The sequence below is a fragment of the Syntrophomonas wolfei subsp. methylbutyratica genome (assembly GCF_001570625.1).
In the GTDB taxonomy this organism is placed as follows: domain Bacteria; phylum Bacillota; class Syntrophomonadia; order Syntrophomonadales; family Syntrophomonadaceae; genus Syntrophomonas; species Syntrophomonas methylbutyratica.
This window is the reverse complement of sequence record NZ_BBQT01000002.1, coordinates 104,130-121,681: the sequence shown is the minus strand read 5'-3', so window position 1 is coordinate 121,681 and position 17,552 is coordinate 104,130. Positions and strand designations below refer to the sequence as shown.

General features: G+C 45.6%; 22 protein-coding genes and 1 tRNA gene. 7 read left to right on the top strand and 16 right to left on the bottom strand.

The window, feature by feature from the left end; translation table 11 throughout:
- The first annotated feature begins 140 nt into the window (after nt 1-140).
- Nucleotides 141-554, top strand: a complete 414-nt coding sequence (locus AWB54_RS02245; protein WP_061213016.1) for a nucleotidyltransferase family protein — start codon at nt 141-143, stop codon at nt 552-554.
- Between the two features lie 74 nt (nt 555-628).
- Here AWB54_RS02245 and AWB54_RS02240 read toward each other — a convergent pair whose 3' ends face one another.
- From AWB54_RS02240 to AWB54_RS02220, 6 genes are all read right to left on the bottom strand, one after another.
- Complete coding sequence (locus tag AWB54_RS02240) at nt 629-925, bottom strand: peroxiredoxin family protein (RefSeq protein ID WP_061213015.1); 297 nt, start codon at nt 923-925, stop codon at nt 629-631.
- Between the two features lie 9 nt (nt 926-934).
- The gene (locus AWB54_RS02235) at nt 935-1,192 is read right to left on the bottom strand and encodes a hypothetical protein (protein ID WP_061213014.1); all 258 of its coding nucleotides are present in this window, start codon (nt 1,190-1,192) and stop codon (nt 935-937) included.
- Nucleotides 1,193-1,356: 164 nt separating this feature from the next.
- Nucleotides 1,357-2,211, bottom strand: coding sequence for a 4Fe-4S binding protein (locus AWB54_RS02230; protein WP_338116463.1), 855 nt, complete (start codon nt 2,209-2,211; stop codon nt 1,357-1,359).
- Nucleotides 2,212-2,486: 275 nt separating this feature from the next.
- Nucleotides 2,487-2,621: a CD1871A family CXXC motif-containing protein gene (locus tag AWB54_RS15585; protein ID WP_235811062.1), complete on the bottom strand. Its 135-nt coding sequence runs from the start codon at nt 2,619-2,621 to the stop codon at nt 2,487-2,489.
- Between the two features lie 134 nt (nt 2,622-2,755).
- The gene (locus tag AWB54_RS02225) at nt 2,756-3,070 is read right to left on the bottom strand and encodes a YbjQ family protein (RefSeq protein ID WP_061213013.1); all 315 of its coding nucleotides are present in this window, start codon (nt 3,068-3,070) and stop codon (nt 2,756-2,758) included.
- A 168-nt stretch (nt 3,071-3,238) separates the two neighbouring features.
- Nucleotides 3,239-3,718, bottom strand: coding sequence for a 23S rRNA (pseudouridine(1915)-N(3))-methyltransferase RlmH (locus AWB54_RS02220; protein WP_061213012.1), 480 nt, complete (start codon nt 3,716-3,718; stop codon nt 3,239-3,241).
- A gap of 343 nt (nt 3,719-4,061) precedes the next feature.
- Between AWB54_RS02220 and AWB54_RS02215 the strand changes: the two genes are divergently transcribed.
- Entirely contained in the window at nt 4,062-4,463 is a 402-nt protein-coding gene (locus AWB54_RS02215; protein ID WP_061213011.1) for an Ig-like domain-containing protein, read from the top strand.
- A gap of 98 nt (nt 4,464-4,561) precedes the next feature.
- On the opposite strand, the gene murA is transcribed toward AWB54_RS02215, so the two are convergent.
- The 10 genes from murA to AWB54_RS02175 form a co-directional block, all read right to left on the bottom strand.
- Nucleotides 4,562-5,821, bottom strand: coding sequence for a UDP-N-acetylglucosamine 1-carboxyvinyltransferase (gene murA, locus AWB54_RS02210; protein ID WP_061213010.1), 1,260 nt, complete (start codon nt 5,819-5,821; stop codon nt 4,562-4,564).
- Nucleotides 5,822-5,838: 17 nt separating this feature from the next.
- Nucleotides 5,839-6,678: a peptidase MA family metallohydrolase gene (locus tag AWB54_RS02205; RefSeq protein ID WP_061213009.1), complete on the bottom strand. Its 840-nt coding sequence runs from the start codon at nt 6,676-6,678 to the stop codon at nt 5,839-5,841.
- Nucleotides 6,679-6,748: 70 nt separating this feature from the next.
- A complete protein-coding gene (gene trxB, locus AWB54_RS02200; protein ID WP_061213008.1) occupies nt 6,749-7,657 on the bottom strand; it encodes a thioredoxin-disulfide reductase in 909 nt (302 codons plus the stop codon).
- Between the two features lie 61 nt (nt 7,658-7,718).
- Nucleotides 7,719-9,059: a M23 family metallopeptidase gene (locus AWB54_RS02195; RefSeq protein WP_061213007.1), complete on the bottom strand. Its 1,341-nt coding sequence runs from the start codon at nt 9,057-9,059 to the stop codon at nt 7,719-7,721.
- Between the two features lie 211 nt (nt 9,060-9,270).
- On the bottom strand, nt 9,271-10,647 hold the full coding sequence (gene scfB, locus AWB54_RS02190) for a thioether cross-link-forming SCIFF peptide maturase (protein WP_061213006.1): 1,377 nt from the start codon (nt 10,645-10,647) through the stop codon (nt 9,271-9,273).
- Nucleotides 10,648-10,718: 71 nt separating this feature from the next.
- Nucleotides 10,719-10,862 (bottom strand): six-cysteine ranthipeptide SCIFF, encoded by a 144-nt coding sequence (gene scfA / locus AWB54_RS15170; protein ID WP_081424864.1) that lies wholly within the window; start codon nt 10,860-10,862, stop codon nt 10,719-10,721.
- A gap of 66 nt (nt 10,863-10,928) precedes the next feature.
- A tRNA-Gly gene (locus AWB54_RS02185) sits at nt 10,929-11,003 on the bottom strand.
- A 10-nt stretch (nt 11,004-11,013) separates the two neighbouring features.
- The gene (locus AWB54_RS15165) at nt 11,014-11,280 is read right to left on the bottom strand and encodes a tyrosine-type recombinase/integrase (RefSeq protein ID WP_082735969.1); all 267 of its coding nucleotides are present in this window, start codon (nt 11,278-11,280) and stop codon (nt 11,014-11,016) included.
- Between the two features lie 9 nt (nt 11,281-11,289).
- Nucleotides 11,290-11,715, bottom strand: coding sequence for a type II toxin-antitoxin system VapC family toxin (locus AWB54_RS02180; RefSeq protein WP_011641845.1), 426 nt, complete (start codon nt 11,713-11,715; stop codon nt 11,290-11,292).
- Nucleotides 11,708-11,956 (bottom strand): AbrB/MazE/SpoVT family DNA-binding domain-containing protein, encoded by a 249-nt coding sequence (locus AWB54_RS02175; RefSeq protein ID WP_235811061.1) that lies wholly within the window; start codon nt 11,954-11,956, stop codon nt 11,708-11,710. The genes AWB54_RS02180 and AWB54_RS02175 overlap by 8 nt, the downstream gene beginning before the upstream one ends.
- A 369-nt stretch (nt 11,957-12,325) precedes the next feature.
- Between AWB54_RS02175 and AWB54_RS02170 the strand changes: the two genes are divergently transcribed.
- The 5 genes from AWB54_RS02170 to AWB54_RS02155 all read left to right on the top strand — a co-directional run bounded on the left by AWB54_RS02170 (nt 12,326) and on the right by AWB54_RS02155 (nt 17,306).
- Complete coding sequence (locus AWB54_RS02170) at nt 12,326-12,790, top strand: PstC family ABC transporter permease (RefSeq protein WP_268873629.1); 465 nt, start codon at nt 12,326-12,328, stop codon at nt 12,788-12,790.
- A gap of 44 nt (nt 12,791-12,834) precedes the next feature.
- Nucleotides 12,835-12,927, top strand: a complete 93-nt coding sequence (locus tag AWB54_RS16200; RefSeq protein WP_235811070.1) for a hypothetical protein — start codon at nt 12,835-12,837, stop codon at nt 12,925-12,927.
- Nucleotides 12,928-13,097: 170 nt separating this feature from the next.
- A complete protein-coding gene (locus AWB54_RS02165) occupies nt 13,098-14,192 on the top strand; it encodes an ABC transporter substrate-binding protein (protein WP_061213003.1) in 1,095 nt (364 codons plus the stop codon).
- A gap of 388 nt (nt 14,193-14,580) precedes the next feature.
- Entirely contained in the window at nt 14,581-16,275 is a 1,695-nt protein-coding gene (locus tag AWB54_RS02160) for an ABC transporter permease (RefSeq protein WP_061213002.1), read from the top strand.
- A complete protein-coding gene (locus AWB54_RS02155) occupies nt 16,251-17,306 on the top strand; it encodes an ABC transporter ATP-binding protein (protein WP_061213001.1) in 1,056 nt (351 codons plus the stop codon). The genes AWB54_RS02160 and AWB54_RS02155 overlap by 25 nt, the downstream gene beginning before the upstream one ends.
- Nucleotides 17,307-17,552 lie beyond the last annotated feature (246 nt).

The following is a 17,552-nucleotide window of genomic DNA, read 5'->3' as shown; positions in this document are numbered from 1 at the left end:
TTTGCTGTCCCAGCCTACCAAGGACTGCTCGATTTGCCCCTTTTCGTTATATTCTTTGCCAACGATACTTGCCGGCCTACTATAATTGCATGCTATAATGTAAAATATATACAGAGATTTTGGAAGGAGGCACAACAGCTATGTCAACCGGATTAAGCGAGGATATATTAATCCAAGCGGTTAGACTTTTGCCGGAAGAAGTCTACCCGGATATTTATAATTATTTAAATACCCTGGCTGAGCAGCTAGAACTTCAAATGCCAACTATTGAAGATATAAAGACCCAATTTAGACCGGTTTTAGAAAAATACAATATATCGAAAGCCTATTTATTTGGCTCTTATGCCAGAGGTGACCATACTATCAAAAGCGATATTGATATACAAATATTACCACTTGAGAGCCAGGCCTATCTTAGCTTTGATGAAGAATTCAAACTTACCAAAGAATTAAATAATATTTCTAAAATTAAAGTATCTGTCGTTCAAGATGACTTGAAAGAAAGGGTTCAAAAACGGGTTATGGAAGAAAGGGTACTAATTTATGAAAGATAGGGAAAAAGAATACCTATCGCTATAACCCCTTTGGGTCATCTCAATAAACCCTAAAACACCCCAGGGCTGGTATTTTACTTATTCAACCATTCTTCCAGCTTGGCTGGACCCTTTTTACTGTCCCAGCCTACCAAGGACTGCTCGATTTGCCCCTCTTCGTTAAGCAAAAAGCTGGTAGGCAGGAACTGGACCCGGTAGATTCTGCCCGCTTCACCCCCTGGGTCCATTAACACGCTAACTGTCTCCAGCGGGTTCTCCTCCAGAAAAGCCTGCATATCCTCGGCTGCATCAGAACTAACCAAGACCATCTGGAAGTTGTCTTTTTGGCTCCACTCCTTGATTAATGGCTGCAACTGCAGCACTTCGTCCACACAGCCGGGTCATCCCAAAGAGAAGAACAGTAGCAGGACCTTTTGCCCCCGGAAATCAAGCGGGAAATCCGTCTCTTCCCCGCTCTCCAATTGAGACAAGGTAAAAACCGGAGCCTCCTCCTGGCTCTTACCCTCTTTATCCTTAGGCAGTTCCTCCTGCTGCTCACCGGTCGGCCCCGGGCTTGAGTTCCCGCACCCGCCAAGAGATAGCAGCGAGAAACAAAATATGAAGATAAGCGTCAAGAGGGTAAAAACTTTTCTTCTCATGTTAATAAGCTTCCTTTCATAAACGAACAGACACCAAAAATAAAGCATTTTCTTTTTATCTGTATTTCTGGGGGATTAATAGCGGTACCAGTTTACCATCGGCTTATCTTTTTCGCCTTCTGATAAAAATAAGTGTTGAGGAATAGGATAAGCGTCCGGTCAGCTTATCTCTCCGGCCACTCCATTCTTGCCAGCAACGCTTCATCCCTGCGACCAAAACTTATAGCCCGGCCCGGGCAGTTGTCTCTGCAGCGCAGGCAACGGATGCATTCCGGGCTGTTCGGGTCTTCCCGCACATTTATCTCTACCGGGCAGACCTGGCTGCAGCAACCGCAATCAATACAGTCTTCGGGGTTAATTTCCAGGCGCCACCAGCTAACCCGGTTAAACAAAGCATAATAAGCCCCCAGCGGGCAAAGGCTGCGGCAAAAGGGGCGAAAATATATAATAGACAGAAACAAAATCAAAAATAAAACCGCCGCTTTCCAGGCGAAAAGACTCCCCAGGAGAGCCCGCAATTCCAGCCGCCCCAAACCCAGAGGAAGCCCAGCCTCCAATGTTCCAGCCGGACAGAGAAACTTGCAGAAATAAGGACTCCCCAGCCCGGCTTGATTGACCCACAGAACCGGAAGCACTATGGTTAATAGTAATACCAGGTATTTTAATTTCTTTGCCAAGGCTGGCAAATGCAGTTTGCGCCGGGAAATCCGGGCCAGGAGCTCCTGAACCAGGCCAAAAGGACAAAGCCAGCCACAGGCCAGGCGCCCGCTGGCTGCACCAACCACGGTCAATAAACCCGCTACATAAAAGGAGAACTGCTGCTTGTACCCCCCCAGGAGGGATTGCATGGAACCCACCGGGCAGGAGCCCAGGGCACCGGGACAGGAATAGCAATTTAATACCGGTACGCAGACTCTTTTGCCCACTCCCTGATATATGCTCAAGCTGGCAAATCCCTTGAAATAAGCATTGGAGATAATAGCGGAGAGCCATTGCACCAGACGGCGGGTATCCATCATCAGCATCGCTCCTTCCCATCCCCGCTAAACAAACCCCGCTCATACCCGCTTGCATTCTTACGCTAGGTTTGTAGCATTCACCAATATGTTGATAAGAAAAGTGAGGAGTTAGGAAGTAAGGGGTTAAGGTTTTTTTACTACATCATACTATTTCAAATACCTAAAAACTCACTTTTCATCAGTTGTACCCCTCGGTCATGGGGGGTTGATAATCAATGCTTGTGTCCTCTGGGTATGGAGGGTTTAACAACTAATTGCCTGGCAGCAGGCTAATATTATAGGCCGATGCACTCCAAGCAGATGCGGGCCCCTTTAAGGAAAACCTGTCCCGCTTCACCGCGCCAGAGCCCGTAAATCAGGGCCACAAGACCGGCGAAGATTAGTGATTGGGTCACTTTTCTGTGGCTCAAGCTCATTCCCCCATACTGAGAATTCCCTATTGTCAATATTTCTTATCCTATGCTCTATGCTCTTCAACTGGCAGTACTTTTCATGAGTATTCCTTTTCCTAGAACCCATGGCATTGCCCCCATGGGCATTTAGGTTAAGCCGTCTTCACCGCGGTTCCACTGGCGGCTACCATCAACATCCCATCGCGAATAACCTCGTAATCAATGTCAATTCCAACCACCGCATTGGCTCCCAGACGGCGCGCCTGTTCCTGCATCTCCCCTATAGCAATGCGGCGCGCATCGCCCAGCTTACTCTCATAGGCCCCGGAACGTCCTCCCACAATATCGGTGATACTGGCAAAGATGTCCCGAACTACATTGGCTCCCATGATAGCTTCTCCGGTTACCAGGCCCAGGTATTCAATTATTCTTTGGCCTTCAATGCTCGGAGTTGTGGTCATAATCATCACTCTCTGCCTCCTTCCTGAATTACTCCCATATTAACATAAATACCTTCGACAAAAGGACCGCATATTATACTGAAGGCAAATATTTTACTTTCATAATATTTTTGTGACTTTTTTGCATTGAACCAAAAATAAACTGTTATTACATTGGAGTTCCTTCCCCTTGTGCTAGCGATGATACGGTTCACCCTTTAAAATCTTGAAGCCCCGGTAGATTTGCTCTGCGAGGATTAGCACCGCCATCTGGTGGGGAAAGGTCAGGCGGGAAAGAGAGACGCTCTCCTGGGCCTGTTGCTTTATTTCGTTGGCCAGGCCGTGGGCAGCACCAAGCAGGAAAGTGACCCGGCTTTTCCCGGAAGCATTCCATTTCTCCAGTTGCCGGGCTATTTCTTCCGAACTGCGAACTTGCCCTTCCAGGTCCAGCACCACCAGGATTTCATCTTTATCGAGCCATCTCTTGATTTTTTCCGCCTCTTTTTGCAGGATGGCTTGAATCTCTTTTTCTCTGGCCCGGGGGCTTATCTTTTCTTCCAAGCCATCGATAAACTCCATGCTGGTGTAAGGCCCCAGGCGTTTCATATATTCTCTAACTCCTTCCATATAAAAGGATTCACGAATCTTTCCCACGGAAATAATGCGGTATTTCAAATAGATTTCCTCCTCAAAGCTTGCTTTCAACTGTTTTTTGGGTTAATAAATCTATTCAACTCTATTTTTCACTCTAAATTGCCACTCCTGGTCTTCACTATATCATCTAATGGTTGTATAAAGTAAGACTTGCTTCAGGTGGAGTTTTAACTCCATCTGAAGCTTAGCCGCACTTATCCAGGGACTTAGTCGCTCTTACTCCTGCCTATAGAGGCGGGAGTCTTAGAGCGAGTTAGTCATCGGATAAACATATATTTCCTGTGCTCTTTACTGAACACTTTCTGGTCATTTCCCATAGTATAAACCAGCATTGGTAATATGTTCACCAAAAGGGGGAATATTAATGGCTGTACCTGGACAAAAACCATTAAACTTTGTTTCTTCAGTGCCGGCCAATGGGGCGCGTAATGTTTCTACCCGCCTCAAAGAAATTAAACTGGTTTTTGATAAGAATGTAGTGAACGACCTGGTTTGGAATAATAATCGCAAACAGATAAGAATGTTTAAAGGAAGTGAAAGAATTGCCATCAGGGTAAGGAGGATTCCCGATACCGTGGATTTTAGCAAGCGCCGGAATATCTATGTCAGACCGGTTAACGCTCTGGCACCCAACAGCAAATACACTATAGTAATACTGGCTGATCTTGCCTCCAAGGCTGGAGAAAAACTGGGCAAATCTGTGGTAATTTCCTTTACCACCGGGAAAAAAGCGGCGGTTACACCAACAGTGGTAGTGCAGGAATAAGCTTTTGGCAAAACATAAGGGAGGAATGAAATGTTGAAGCATTTCTTTCCTCCCTTCTTGGCAGCGTGACAACGTGAAATGGTACTTTGATTCACCTTCTATTTCGTTTTTACCCGAGCTCCCAGTTGGCTGAGCTTTTTTTCAATGTTCTCATAACCGCGAAAAATATGAATGGCATCTTCAATAGTGGTTTCTCCCCGAGCAGCCAGTGCTCCCAATATAAGGCCAGCTCCAGCCCGCAGGTCGGTAGCTTTGACCCGAGCCCCAAAAAGGGTCTTTACCCCTCTTACCACGGCGGTATGTCCCTCAACTTGAATGCTTGCTCCCATGCGTTTTAATTCATCCACAATTTGAAAGCGATTCTCGAAAACATTTTCCACTATGACGCTGGAGCCCTCCGCCAGAGACAGCAAAGCCATCATCTGGGACTGCATGTCGGTAGGGAATCCAGGATAGGGTAAGGTTTTAATATCTACCGGCAGAACCTGCTTGCCTGCTCTTACCCGTACGCCCTGATCGGTTTCTTCTACAATAGCTCCGGTTTCCTGCAACTTGGCCACTATAGGATGAAGATGGGTAGGGATTACATTTTCCACTTGCACATCTCCCCCGGAAATAGCTGCCCCCACCATATAAGTCCCGGCTTCAATCCGGTCGGGAATAATAGCATAACGACAAGCCTTGAGTTCCGGTACTCCTTCAATTTTTATCAGATCAGTTCCGGCTCCCCTAATCCGGGCCCCCATGGAATTGAGAAAGTTTGCCAAATCCACGATTTCCGGCTCTTTGGCCGCATTCTCGATCACGCTCTGCCCTGGCGTTCGGGAGGCCATCATCATTATGTTTTCGCTGGCCCCTACGCTGGGGAAATCCAGGTAAACTCGAGCTCCTGATGGCGTTTTGCTGCGGGCATAAATAAAACCGTGTTCTATATCCACTTCTGCTCCCAGGGCTTGAATCCCTTTTATATGCAAATCCATAGGGCGCGAACCGATATCGCAGCCTCCCGGCAAGGAGATAACTGCTTCCCTTTCCCGACCCAGTAGTGCACCCAACAGCAAGTTGGAAGCTCTTAATTTTTTCGACAATTCGTAAGAGGTTTTTACCTTCATGCTGCCCGCTGGCGGCGGGCAGATGGATAAACTTCCATCTTCATTCCAACGAGCATTAACCCCAAGCTCGTTGAGAATCTGCACCATCACTTCAACATCCCTTATCCGAGGCATGTTATCCAGTATGGTTTCTCCATCGGCCAGGGTACTGGCTACCAGTAATACCAGCCCGGCATTTTTAGCTCCACTTACCCGTACCCGGCCATTCAAGGGATGCCCTCCCTCGATAATTAAACGGTCTTTCAAGAACTACACCTCTCGCCTTATTTCTTTTGCAAGTACTGGTAAAACCCTTGCTCAAATTCCTGGCAACTTATTCCCAGGCATATTTCCAGAGCAGTGTTCAGCCTGCTTCCTTTTCCTTGCTCCTCCAATACCGTAAACAACTTTTCTTCCCCATATATATCAACTATATACTGTACTGCCTGTAAAGATTCCCAATAAGCAATCTGTTGATCAAGTTCATCAAATTTTTGCTCCAGGGTCATAAATTCATAATACTCCAATTCTCTCCCCCGGGCAAAAGGATCGGCAAACTCAAAGCCTGTAATCTTCTTCTCTAAATACTGGGCAATTCCTTCTGTCCACCAGCGATTGTAGTTCCCCCTGGTGATTTCGTCAACCATCAGGTGGGTAAACTCATGTACCATAGGTCCTTCCTGTTTGAACTGCTTTTCCAGATCATCGCTTTTTATCCACTCACCCGGCGACAGGATACGGATGGAACCTGCCCAGTATACTCCCATGGCACTCTCATTCCGGTTCCAGCCAATACTGCCGGCCAGGCTGGCGGTATCAGGATAAACCACCACTACGGTTTTCCCGGCCGGTTCCCGCCCAAATCTTTCCGCTACAGCCGAATAGGCTTCTTCTGATACCTGGACAATCATTTCTATATAAGCACTATCTTGGGCCATATATCTGATATCAAAATGTTCGCTTTGCATCCTTTCAAAACCGGCGGTCTTTAAATTTACTTCTTGTCCTACCATTACGCGCATGATGCTGTAGCCGTGCTTGTTTATCAGCAGCGTAAGCAGCAAGACCAGCAGGAGAAGCAAAATAAGACCCTTGCCGGCATCAAGCGACTTTATTCCCCACATTTCCCCCTCTCCTCTCTGAGCCTCATTATACTATGGGCTTGATGGCAGAGGGGCAAGCAAATAGTGGGTTCTATTCCTGCAAATATTCACTTGCGGCTATTCCTGCCAAAGCTCCTTCCCCAACGGCAGTTGCCACCTGTCGTTCCTTTTTGGCACGCACATCACCTGCGGCAAAAATTCCGGGAATAGAGCTCATCATATTATCATCGGTTACTATGTACCCCTCCCTGCTCTCCAGCATGCCGCCAAGCAGATCAGTTCCCGCTACCAGTCCTATGCTAACGAAAAGCCCTTCTACCTCCAGCCTTTCTTCTTCCCCGGTTTTTAGATTCTTCAGCAGCAGGCTTTTCATCAGGGCATCACCTTCTACCCGTTTTACTACCTGGTTTAATCTGAGTTCTATCTTCTCGTGATTCATCATTTTCTCCAGGGCTGTCTGGTTGGCCCTAAAACCTTCTCTACGGTGAATAAGGTAAACCTTGTCCGCAATTCCGGCCAGATAGAGTGCTTCTTTTACTGCCGAGTCACCGCCCCCTACTACTGCTACCGAAGTCCCTTGAAAAAAAGCTCCATCGCAGGTAGCACAATAAGAAACGCCGCGCCCCAGGTATTCCTTCTCTCCGTCTACCTCCAGTTCCCGACGCTTCGCCCCCATAGCTATAATTACGCTTTTGGCCTGGTACTCTTGCATATTTGTTACCAGCGTTTTTATTGCTCCAGACGCATTTTTTAAACCTATAACTTCCTCCATGCGGAGTTCAGCCCCGAATCTTTCCGCCTGAAGCCGAAAGCTCTCCATTAAATCCGCCCCACTTACACCAAAGGGAAATCCCGGATAATTATCAATATGATCAATCAAGGCTGCATTGCCGCCAAAGACCGATGATTCCAATACCAGGGTTTTTAATTTGGCCCGGCTGGTATAAATGGCTGCCGTTAAACCGGCGGGGCCGCTGCCAATTATCACCACATCATACATAGCTATTACCCCCTCTAAAAAATAAAAACCCCGACCCTTACGGTCAGGGTACATGCCTTTCTTAAGGCAAGTAGTTTAACGGATTTTGAAAAGACCCGCCGGACAATACTTCAAAATGCAGGTGGGGACCGGAACTCCTGCCGGTGGAACCCACTGTGCCAATCACTTCTCCCCGGGAAACACTCTGTCCTTCAGATACTGCTATACTGGAACAATGAGCGTAACGAGTAACCAGGCCATTATTGTGATTGATAACAATGAACTTACCATAATTGCCTTGATAGCAGGCCGAAGCGACATAACCGGCATCCGCGGCTCTTATACTGGTCCCACTGCGGGCTCCTATATCTAATCCCGTATGGCCTCTCCCTTTATAATACTGGTTAATAGGGCCATAAGTGGGCCATTCCAGGTTTCCTGAGCCGGAACGGGAAGCGACTTGCACTACCCGGTTGCCTTTGACGATTATCTTATCCACTGCTTCCCGCAAAATCTTCTCGTTTTTTACATCTTTTTCTTGAAGTACGCCATTGAGCTTGGTGGCCTGGTAAACCACTTGTTTTTCCCCGTTTTTACCCTCCTGTTTGACCCGCACCGAAGTACCGGCTGAAGTATCCACTACCACCTTGGTCTGGAAAGGAATGGCTTCCACTCTTTCCCCTTTAACCTGAGTCATTACCGTTATATAGGGCTTGCTTTTAACCAGCAGTAATTCCTGTCCCAGAGATAGCTTGTCGGAATTCAGGTTGTTGGCCACCACAATATCATTCACATACATATCATTGCGCCGGGCTATCAGCCAGAGGGAATCCCCCTCTTTAACCAGGTATTTCTCCGGATTATTAGTGCCAATCTTAATCAATTGATAAGCCTGTGGGGGTTCAATTATCTCCTGGGAAGGCACTTTGGTATCTCGCAATTCTACCTTTTCCGCAAAGGTAACTTCCAGCAGTTCTTCCCCCTCATCCAGCCAGGAATATTCTCTTTTTAAATTGTTCAATATTTTTTCCGCCAGTTCCCGATTTTTAACTGAAGCTACGGCCTTTCCATCTACCACAATGGAGGTGGCCAGGGATTCAAATTGCAGGTTTTTGCGAAGCTCTTTTTCCACTTCTTCCGCCGGAATAATATTCTCCCGCTTGGCAAAAACCTTTTCTATTTCCACCTGGTTAACCAGGTCTATGTCCTGCTGGCATCGTTTTCTTTCCTGAGCTATTATGCGTTGTAGCGCCAGATTAACCGCCTCGGGGTCATCGGTTTGGAACTTTTCCTGCTGGTCAATAAAGACTGAATAAGCTGGCATCTGTACTCCCAGTGAGGACATCACAAAAAGGAAAATAAGTCCACCTAAAATCAGTCCCAAGGGCGTGTAGCGGCGGTGTTGCTGCAATAAATTCAACATTTTTAGTCTCCATTTTAGTATTTTTTCATTTTTATCTTGCTATTGCTTCGACCAACCGGCCAGAAATTCCTGCTTTTTTACCCTTTTTTTCTCCCGGCGGGATTTACTGGCCTGATTTCCAGGGCTCCCTTCCACAATATATTGTATGCAGCCATTGCATCTTACGCAGATTTTGTTGTCCGAGAGAAGATGTCGAAATATTTAAAAATATTTATCGTGGGGGCAAATGCTTAAGCAGGTCTAGATAAATAGCTCCTTCGATTCTTTTTTTATGCATAGTACAGCTAACTGCATGCGGTTTACTTATATCTCCCTGGAAGTAGGCTCCGGCATGGCAGCCACCTCCACAGAAATACCGAGCCCAGCAACGCCGACACTCTTTGTTAACCAGCTGGTTTTCTTCGAAAACGCGGCGAACGGCGTAGTCTATTTCACCATTTTCTACATTACCCATGTAAAATCGAGCTTCCCCCACAAACTGGTGACAGGGATAGAGATCCCCTTCCGGAGTTACTGCCAGATACTCGATTCCTGCGCCGCAACCGGTGACTCGTTTAGCCAGGCAAGGGCCTTTCTGCAGGTCCAGGTTATAATGGAAAAAATGAATGTCCTGCCCTGATTCCCGGTATTCCAGCAAGATATCCGTCAGGCGGTCGTACTCCTTTAGTACCCGGGGCAAATCGTCACGGCTAATAGCCAGAGGGTTGTCCGCTCCCACCGCCGGTTCCAGCGAAACACAGGTAAAACCCAGTTCCAGCATATGGCGCAAGTCCTCGCTAAAATCCAGGTTGTCCCGGGTGAAAGTACCGCGCACATAATAGCTGACCGGTTCTTTCGTCAGCATTTCTTGTATTTTAGGTAAAACCAGCTCATAGCTCCCCTGCCCGTTATTAAGAAGCCGGTGCCGGTCATGGGTTTCTTTCCGGCCATCCAGGCTCATTATTACCCCGATTCCATGGTCAATAACAAAATCCTGAACCTCTTCATTAAGCAAAAGACAATTGGTGGTCAGGGTAAAGCTAAATCTTTTACCGGTTTCCTTTTCCCTTTCCCGGGCATAGGCCACCAAATCCTTAATAACCGGGAAAACCAGTAAAGGCTCACCGCCAAAAAAGTCTACCTCCAGGTTTTGTCTTTCCCCACTTTGCTCCAATAAAAAATCCAGGGCCTTTTGGGCCGTTTCCAGCGACATCAATGCTGGTCGCAAGCCAAAATTGCCCTGGCTGGCAAAACAATAGCTGCACTTCATATTACAGGAGTGAGCCATATTAAGACATAAAGCTTTTACGGATAACCGGGAAAGCTCTACTACGGGAACAGCAAATTCACTGAACAGGCTGCCGTTTCTCCAGGCATCTTCAATTTCCTGGGCAGCCTCAGCAATCTCTTCTGCCGGAAACTCCGCTTCCAGTTCGGCTAAAGCCCTCTCCCAATCACCCTGAAGAACGGCCAGTTTTTCCACCAAGTGATAGGCCAGCTCATCCAGCAAGTGAATAGCCCCCGTGTTTACATCCAACAGAATATTCTGTTCTTTATAGCGGTACAAATGAATACCCGCCGCAAAATCATATTCCCTCAAACCCCGCAAGCGTTTTCCTCCCCCATGCCATCTCCCGTTTCCGGGCATAAAAAAAGGGGCTGTTGCCCCTTTTGTCAGGACTAGTGTTTCTTACAATGCTGATTACCTACTGTACAAGATGTCTTACAGGCCGACTGGCAGGAAGTAGCACATTCGCGGCAATTTGTTTCCTGCCCATCCCGGAATAAAACCGGCTTTACCACCGTCACCAGATGCTTCTTCATAGTTCTAACCTCCCCCTATGTAAAAAAAATATCAGGCAGCAGAAATCATCGCTTGAGTTAAATAATTGGAGCGGGAAAAGGGGTTCGAACCCTCGACACCCGGCTTGGGAAGCCGGTGCTCTACCACTGAGCTACTCCCGCATCAACGTCATTATACACTATTGAAATTAAATTTGACAGAATTTTTGATAGAAGTTTTAGATATTATCGGGCATATTTGTTTCGGAGTCGGGGTTATGTGTTGGGAGAACATTACTGATATTCCATTTAGGTTTTCTGCACAATCTACCTTCCTTTTATTAATCACATGGGCATAAATTCTAAGTGTAGTAGCAGGATCAGCATAACCCAATAATTCCTGAATCGTCTTAACATCTTCGCCTTTTTCAAGTAAAAGCGTAGCAACTTCAAGCTGAATCCCTCATCTCTATAATCCTTTTTGGTTATCTATCCAGTATAAAATGAAACCTAGTTTTTGACTGGCCATCTTTATTTCAGGGTCACCCGTGACCAGTTCAGCTTGTTTTAATATGGCAGCTCCTATCGCAAAGGCATCCGCATATGCAAGTTTATTTTGCGCCTTAACAGCAGCGGCCGCTATAGTTAACTCAGAATCGGCAACAAGTATCTCAAGCGGCCAAGCAGAGAGAATATCCAAAACACGCTCGGCTTCTATTTTTCCATATTCTCGCCATACCCGATAATACACTTCCCCAACATTAATCCAGGTCATGTAAAGCTTGATCTTTTCATCCTGAGCCTGCCGCAATAATGCGAAAATTTCATCTGCGCAAGGTTCATCCTGCAGATAAGACAGTACAGCATAAGAATCGAAGATATAACTCTTACTCATTGTCTTCACCTTCCAGCATCATTTCCTCTTTTTTGAAGGCTGCACAGCTTACTGCAAGGGGCTGTTTCGGCTTCAGCATCCCCCTGGCTCCCGCAACGGGATCATCCGGCATAGGCATAATTACGAGGTGCCCTTCCCGTTCTGCAAGCAAAACATGGCCAGGTGCTTTGATACCGTATTTTTTACGAAACTCAGCCGGAATAACAACCTGCCCTTTCTGAGTTACCTTTATAGCTCCCATAACCGTTAACATCCCCTTTTACCTTTTTATGTTATTATATCGCATCTAACTTATGTGTGCTACAATATTATTATATGAAACAATATTTACTATATGACATACATTGATAAATTGCGGGATACTTATTAAGTTATTATTGCACTATTACTAAATATTTATGCCTTTTTATCGCTGTAGCTGTCAGTTCATTACTTTTCATATATCTGTATAACGCCTTCCTTTCTTGCTCCACAAAAAAACAGCCTATAAACGGCATCTATATCGGACCATAATGATCACTTCCTCTGGTTAGATTAAAGCTATTTCTTATTCACGTTAAAGCATATCCGGATAATCAGTAAAAGTCGTCGCCGGCAACCATCTTCGCTTTTGAATCATGTTATCCCAGATCTATTTCCTGTTTTTTCATCAATAAGCTCCTTATGTAATGCCTCGGCAAGGATATTCCTGGCGGAATTTGCTCCCGCCCCGTTGGCCGCAGTGCTGCGTCCGGTTTTAAACATGCTTGCCGGTATACCTTCAGTTGTTTATGGGTTCCTGGGGGCCGCAGTGCTCATTAAGTTTTTTGAACTAAAATTTGACCTGGCCAGCGGAGAATCCCTTTTTGCCGCTTCTTTGATTCTGGCCATCATGATCCTGCCCTTTATAACCTCTAACTCCGAGGCCGCCCTGCGTTCAGTAGCTCCTGAATACCGCCAGGCAGGTATGGCCCTGGGAGTATCGCGGGAATACCTGGCTCTGCGCGTTGTGGTTCCTCTGGCTCGAAAAGGTATGATGGGGGCACTGGTACTGGCATTTGGCCGAGCTATGGGTACGGGTACAAAAATGTTTTGAAAAATGTAAATGCTGGGTTTAATTCTGATTCTATCACTGCTGTTATGGGGCCGTCAGGTTGTGGCAAAACTACCCTGCTGCGCAGCATTAATCGTACGGCCGAGATGGAAGCAGGTTTTAAATGTGAGGGCCTTTAACACCATCTTGCAATATAACCGTTTGTATGATAGCGTATAATAAATAATCATTTAAACTAAATTAAACGGGCAACTGATTAAAAACCTTATAGGAGGGAGTGGTGCGCTCCGTCTTGATTAAGGATAGGGTTATATAAATAATTTTTATAAAAAAGGGGAATGGGTTAACAGTGAAAAAATTTGTAAGTTTGATGTTGTCATTGGTTTTGGTATTTAGTCTGGCTGGTTGTGGAGCCAAAACAGATACAAATAAAGATAATGGTGATGTTAAATCGACTGCTTATGTGGGACAGGATTGGTCATCCGAATATTATGATGAGTCAATGAAGGGAACGACTTTAAATCTTTATGGTGTAACCGATAATGTAAGACCAATTGTTGATGTTTTTCAGGAAGATACCGGTATAAAAGTTGAACATCTTACGATGCAAAATGGAGAGATTCTGCAGAGATTGGAGAACGAAGGCAAATCAGGTGTTTCCATTGCTGATTTGTGGTTTACAGGTGGCGCGGATACATTTATCAATGCATCCCAGAAAGACCTTTTGCTTCCTTATAAATCTCCCAGCGGAGAAGTTCTGGATGCTGCCATGAAAGATGCTGATGGATACTGGCATGGTACCTCCCTTACTCTCGTTAACTGGGTAGTTAATAAAGATCTGATTGCCCAAAAAGGCTTGAAAATGCCGGAAACCTGGGATGATTTGCTGCAGTCCGGCCTGAAAGGTGAAGTATCCATGCCCAATCCCGCTTCTTCAGGTACGGCTTATAATGTGGTTACCGCCATGCTGGAGGTTAAAGGAGAAGACGGGGGATGGAAATATCTGGACGAACTGATTGACCAGGTTCCATTCTTTACCCCGCGTGGCAGTGATCCCGCGAATCTAGTGGTACAGGGAGAAGCAATAGTAGGGATAAATGCCAGCAATGGAGATAGAGACCTGGAAGCAAATAATCCTCATGTTGCCCTGGTATATCCCACAGACGGAACAGGTTGGTGGCCGCAGCCGGTAGCTATTGTTAAAGGTACCAAGAACGAAGATGCGGCTAAAGTGTTTATTGACTGGATACTTTCCAAAAGAGGCATGGAAACCATTGCTAAAGAAAGAAATGCAGCCGTAGCCAGAACCGATGTGGAGCGACCGGAAGGTATTATAGATATTAATACAGTTAAGCTTTTTGCGACAGATTTTAAAGCAAATGCTGAAAATAGGGACATTATACTGGCCAAGTGGTCTGAATACGTCACTGCAGCCGGTAAATAGTCGGTAATATTTTGATAAAGAGTCAGAGTAGCGTAGTTATTCTGGCTCTTTATTTTTATTTGGTATCTGGTTGATTCTACTGCAAAAAGTTATTAATATTCATTGGCTTGTATAAATATACCGCTCGCAGTCTTCGCATGGGCAACACCTGCGGCTTGTCTCGCGGCTCAAGGGGTACACGCTAACCTCCCATCCATGGTCGTATAGCGCTCTCGCGACGTCCTGTCGCTCGCCCCCTTTCGCCTGCTCGCCTTCGCCGGGCGTTGCAACCATGCTTCGCCAACGCTCGCTTTGTATATTTATGCAACCCTTATGCAACAAAAGGGGTTTTCGCAGTGGAGTCATCTGGTTGAATTAGAAAAACGCCGTAAATTGAGGATTTTTGATAATGCAAAGCAGGCAAAGTTTTATATTCAAGCTTTTTTATATATTGATATCGCTTACTATCATCTATTTCGTACTATTGCCCATAGTAAGTGTGTTTGTTTATGGACTGTTATCGGGCAGCGGTACCGATTTGTCCAATCAAATACTACCACGGATATGGAAATATATGAAGAATAGCCTGCAGGTGGCCTTGTTTGTAACGGTAATTGCGACTTCATTCGGTCTGCTGGCATCTATTACTTTATGGCGCGTGAATTTCTGGGGCCGTAAGCTGATGCAGGTATTAGTGCTTATGCCCTTGATCAGCCCGCCCTTTGTAGGAACGGTGGCCTTTATCATGTTATTTGGCAAAAGGGGCCTTATTACTCATTCACTCCTGGGCCTGGAGATTAGCCCCTATGGGTTCCATGGGATTGTAACCATGCAATCCATCGGACTGGCTACTTTGGCTTATTTGCTTATATCCAGTGCAATCAGGAAAACGGATGTTTCCCCGGAAGAAGCTGCAAGGAATCTGGGGGCACCGGAAAAGAAGGTTTTTTTGACTATAACCTTGCCGTTAATGATACCTGAAATAACCGTAGCAGCCATGCTGGTTTTTTTGACTTCAATGGCGGATTTTGCAACGCCGATAATTATTGGGGGCGCCTACCAAACTCTGGCCTCGGATTTATATATTCAGATTACCGGCTTGTATAATGTGCAGATGGCTTCAATTACCGGCATCTTTCTCTTTATTCCCTGTTTTGCCGCTTTTTTTATTCAGCGTCATTATTCCGGTAAAAATCTGGTCTACAGCCAGTACGTTTCTCCTGAAAGGATCGAATACCAGCAGGTGAAACCGGTTGTGAAATTCATGCTGATCGGATTAAGCAGTCTGTTTGTTATATTTGTGGTTTTTCAATATGCATTTATTGTTATAGGTGCATTTACCGAACATTGGGGCTACAATTATGCCTTTAGCCTGCGGCATTTGGAGAATATTCTAAGCAAAAACCTGGCTTCATTTGTTAATAGTGTTAAATTGGCGGTTACAGTCGGTTTTATTTCCTCTTTGTTGGGAGTTTTGCTGGCTTATATTATAAAAACGAAGGATTATCCCCTGACCAGGCAGCTCGATTTGGTGGTAACTTTACCGGCTGCTACGCCAGGAATACTGCTGGGTATCGGTTATCTGGTGACTTTCAGATATCCCCTGCTGGGTATCGGCAAATATGTTTTACCCGGCTTTGAACCGGTAATTCTGCTTGGTACCGGCATTATAATTTATTTAATTTGTATTTACCGCTACATATATATTGGGATGAAAGCAGGCTACGCTTTGATGGAACATGTAAATCCCAATCTGGAACTGGCCGCGATTAATCTGGGTGCGAGTGAGCGCAGAGTCTTTTTCGATATCATGTTCCCCCTGCTGAAACCGGCATTTAATACCGCCTTTTTGAAAAATTTCACTTCCACCATGACAACATTGGGGGCAATCGTTTTTTTGTTATTGCCCAAGAATAAAGTAGCGGTGCAGCAAATCTTTCAAATAATGACCAGCAGTGAAATCGGTGCAGCCGCCATGATGGCCTTATTGCTTTCATTGCTGTCACTTGTTTTCCTGGCTGCATTTCAACTGCTCCTTAATTATGAAGAAATATTCAAACGTTTAAGGGAGGGCCGGCAATGGGTATCGAGCTTAAGGAAATAACTCAGAAATACGGTGATTTAATCGCAGTCAATAATGCCAATTTATTTATTGAAGATGGGGAAATGATTTCTCTCCTGGGACCTTCCGGGTGTGGCAAAACAACTTTGCTGAAAACAATTGCCGGGCTGCTTCCATTGCATCAGGGGTCAATCTTGTCCAATGAGAAGGATATAAGCAATCTGCCGCCTCAGGCCAGAAATGCAGCTATGGTTTTTCAAAACTACGCTTTATTTCCGCATATGACAGTAGCAGAAAATGTTGCTTACGGGCTCAAAATAAACAAATGCGCACTATCACTAATTAAAAAAAAGGTTGAAGAAATACTGGATATAGTTGAGCTGCCGGGATTAAATCAACGAAAAATCAGTGAGTTAAGCGGGGGGCAGCAACAACGAGTTGCTTTAGCCCGAGCCCTGGTTATTGAGCCTGCCATGCTGCTGTTTGATGAGCCGTTAAGCAATCTGGATCAGAATTTACGGGTTTCAATGCGGCGAATGATACGCAAGATTCAACAGGAATACAGAATTACCAGTATATACGTTACCCATGATCAAGAAGAAGCCATGTCCATTTCAGACCGAATTGTGGTAATGAAAGATGGTGTTATCCAGCAAATAGGCCTGCCCGGTGAAGTCTATCTGAACCCCCGGAACAGATTTGTGGCGGAATTTATGGGAACGGCCAACCTTTTGGAATTGAATGAAGACGATGAAATTATTCAGCTGCTGGAATGCGGAAAGTGGGCAAGTTCCAGAGATAATTGTCCGGGTGGTGAGTCAAATAACAGGCAAAAGCGCTATCTGATGTTCAGGCCGGAAGATGTTGAAGTTGGCGCAGAGGGCAATTTCGAAGGGACTGTCATCTGGCATGAAACGATCGGCTCCGTAACCAGGGTAAGCATAGACTTTGCAGGCAACGAGATCATTGCCGAAATCAGAAATTACTATAAAAGCGGCATCAATTGCACAATCGGAGAAAAAATCCGTTTTAATATCGATTTAGCTGGTGACGGCCACATTGTCCCGGATTAGGGGGCAGATTGGGACATGGAGAAAGGTTCATTGTCCCGGAATTTATTCCAGGTTTTGGATAGTATATGACTTTACTCTGGCTATGTTCTTTATACAAAACTGGTTGAGTTTAAAAATATGCGCAAGGCTAGAACGTTCCCGCTTGTGCTTAGGAAAGGGTGTGATAATTATGAGATGCGGTTAATACCTGTAAATACAGCAGGTACACAGAAACAGGTGAGATTGCAGAAAAAAGTATTGGAGAGG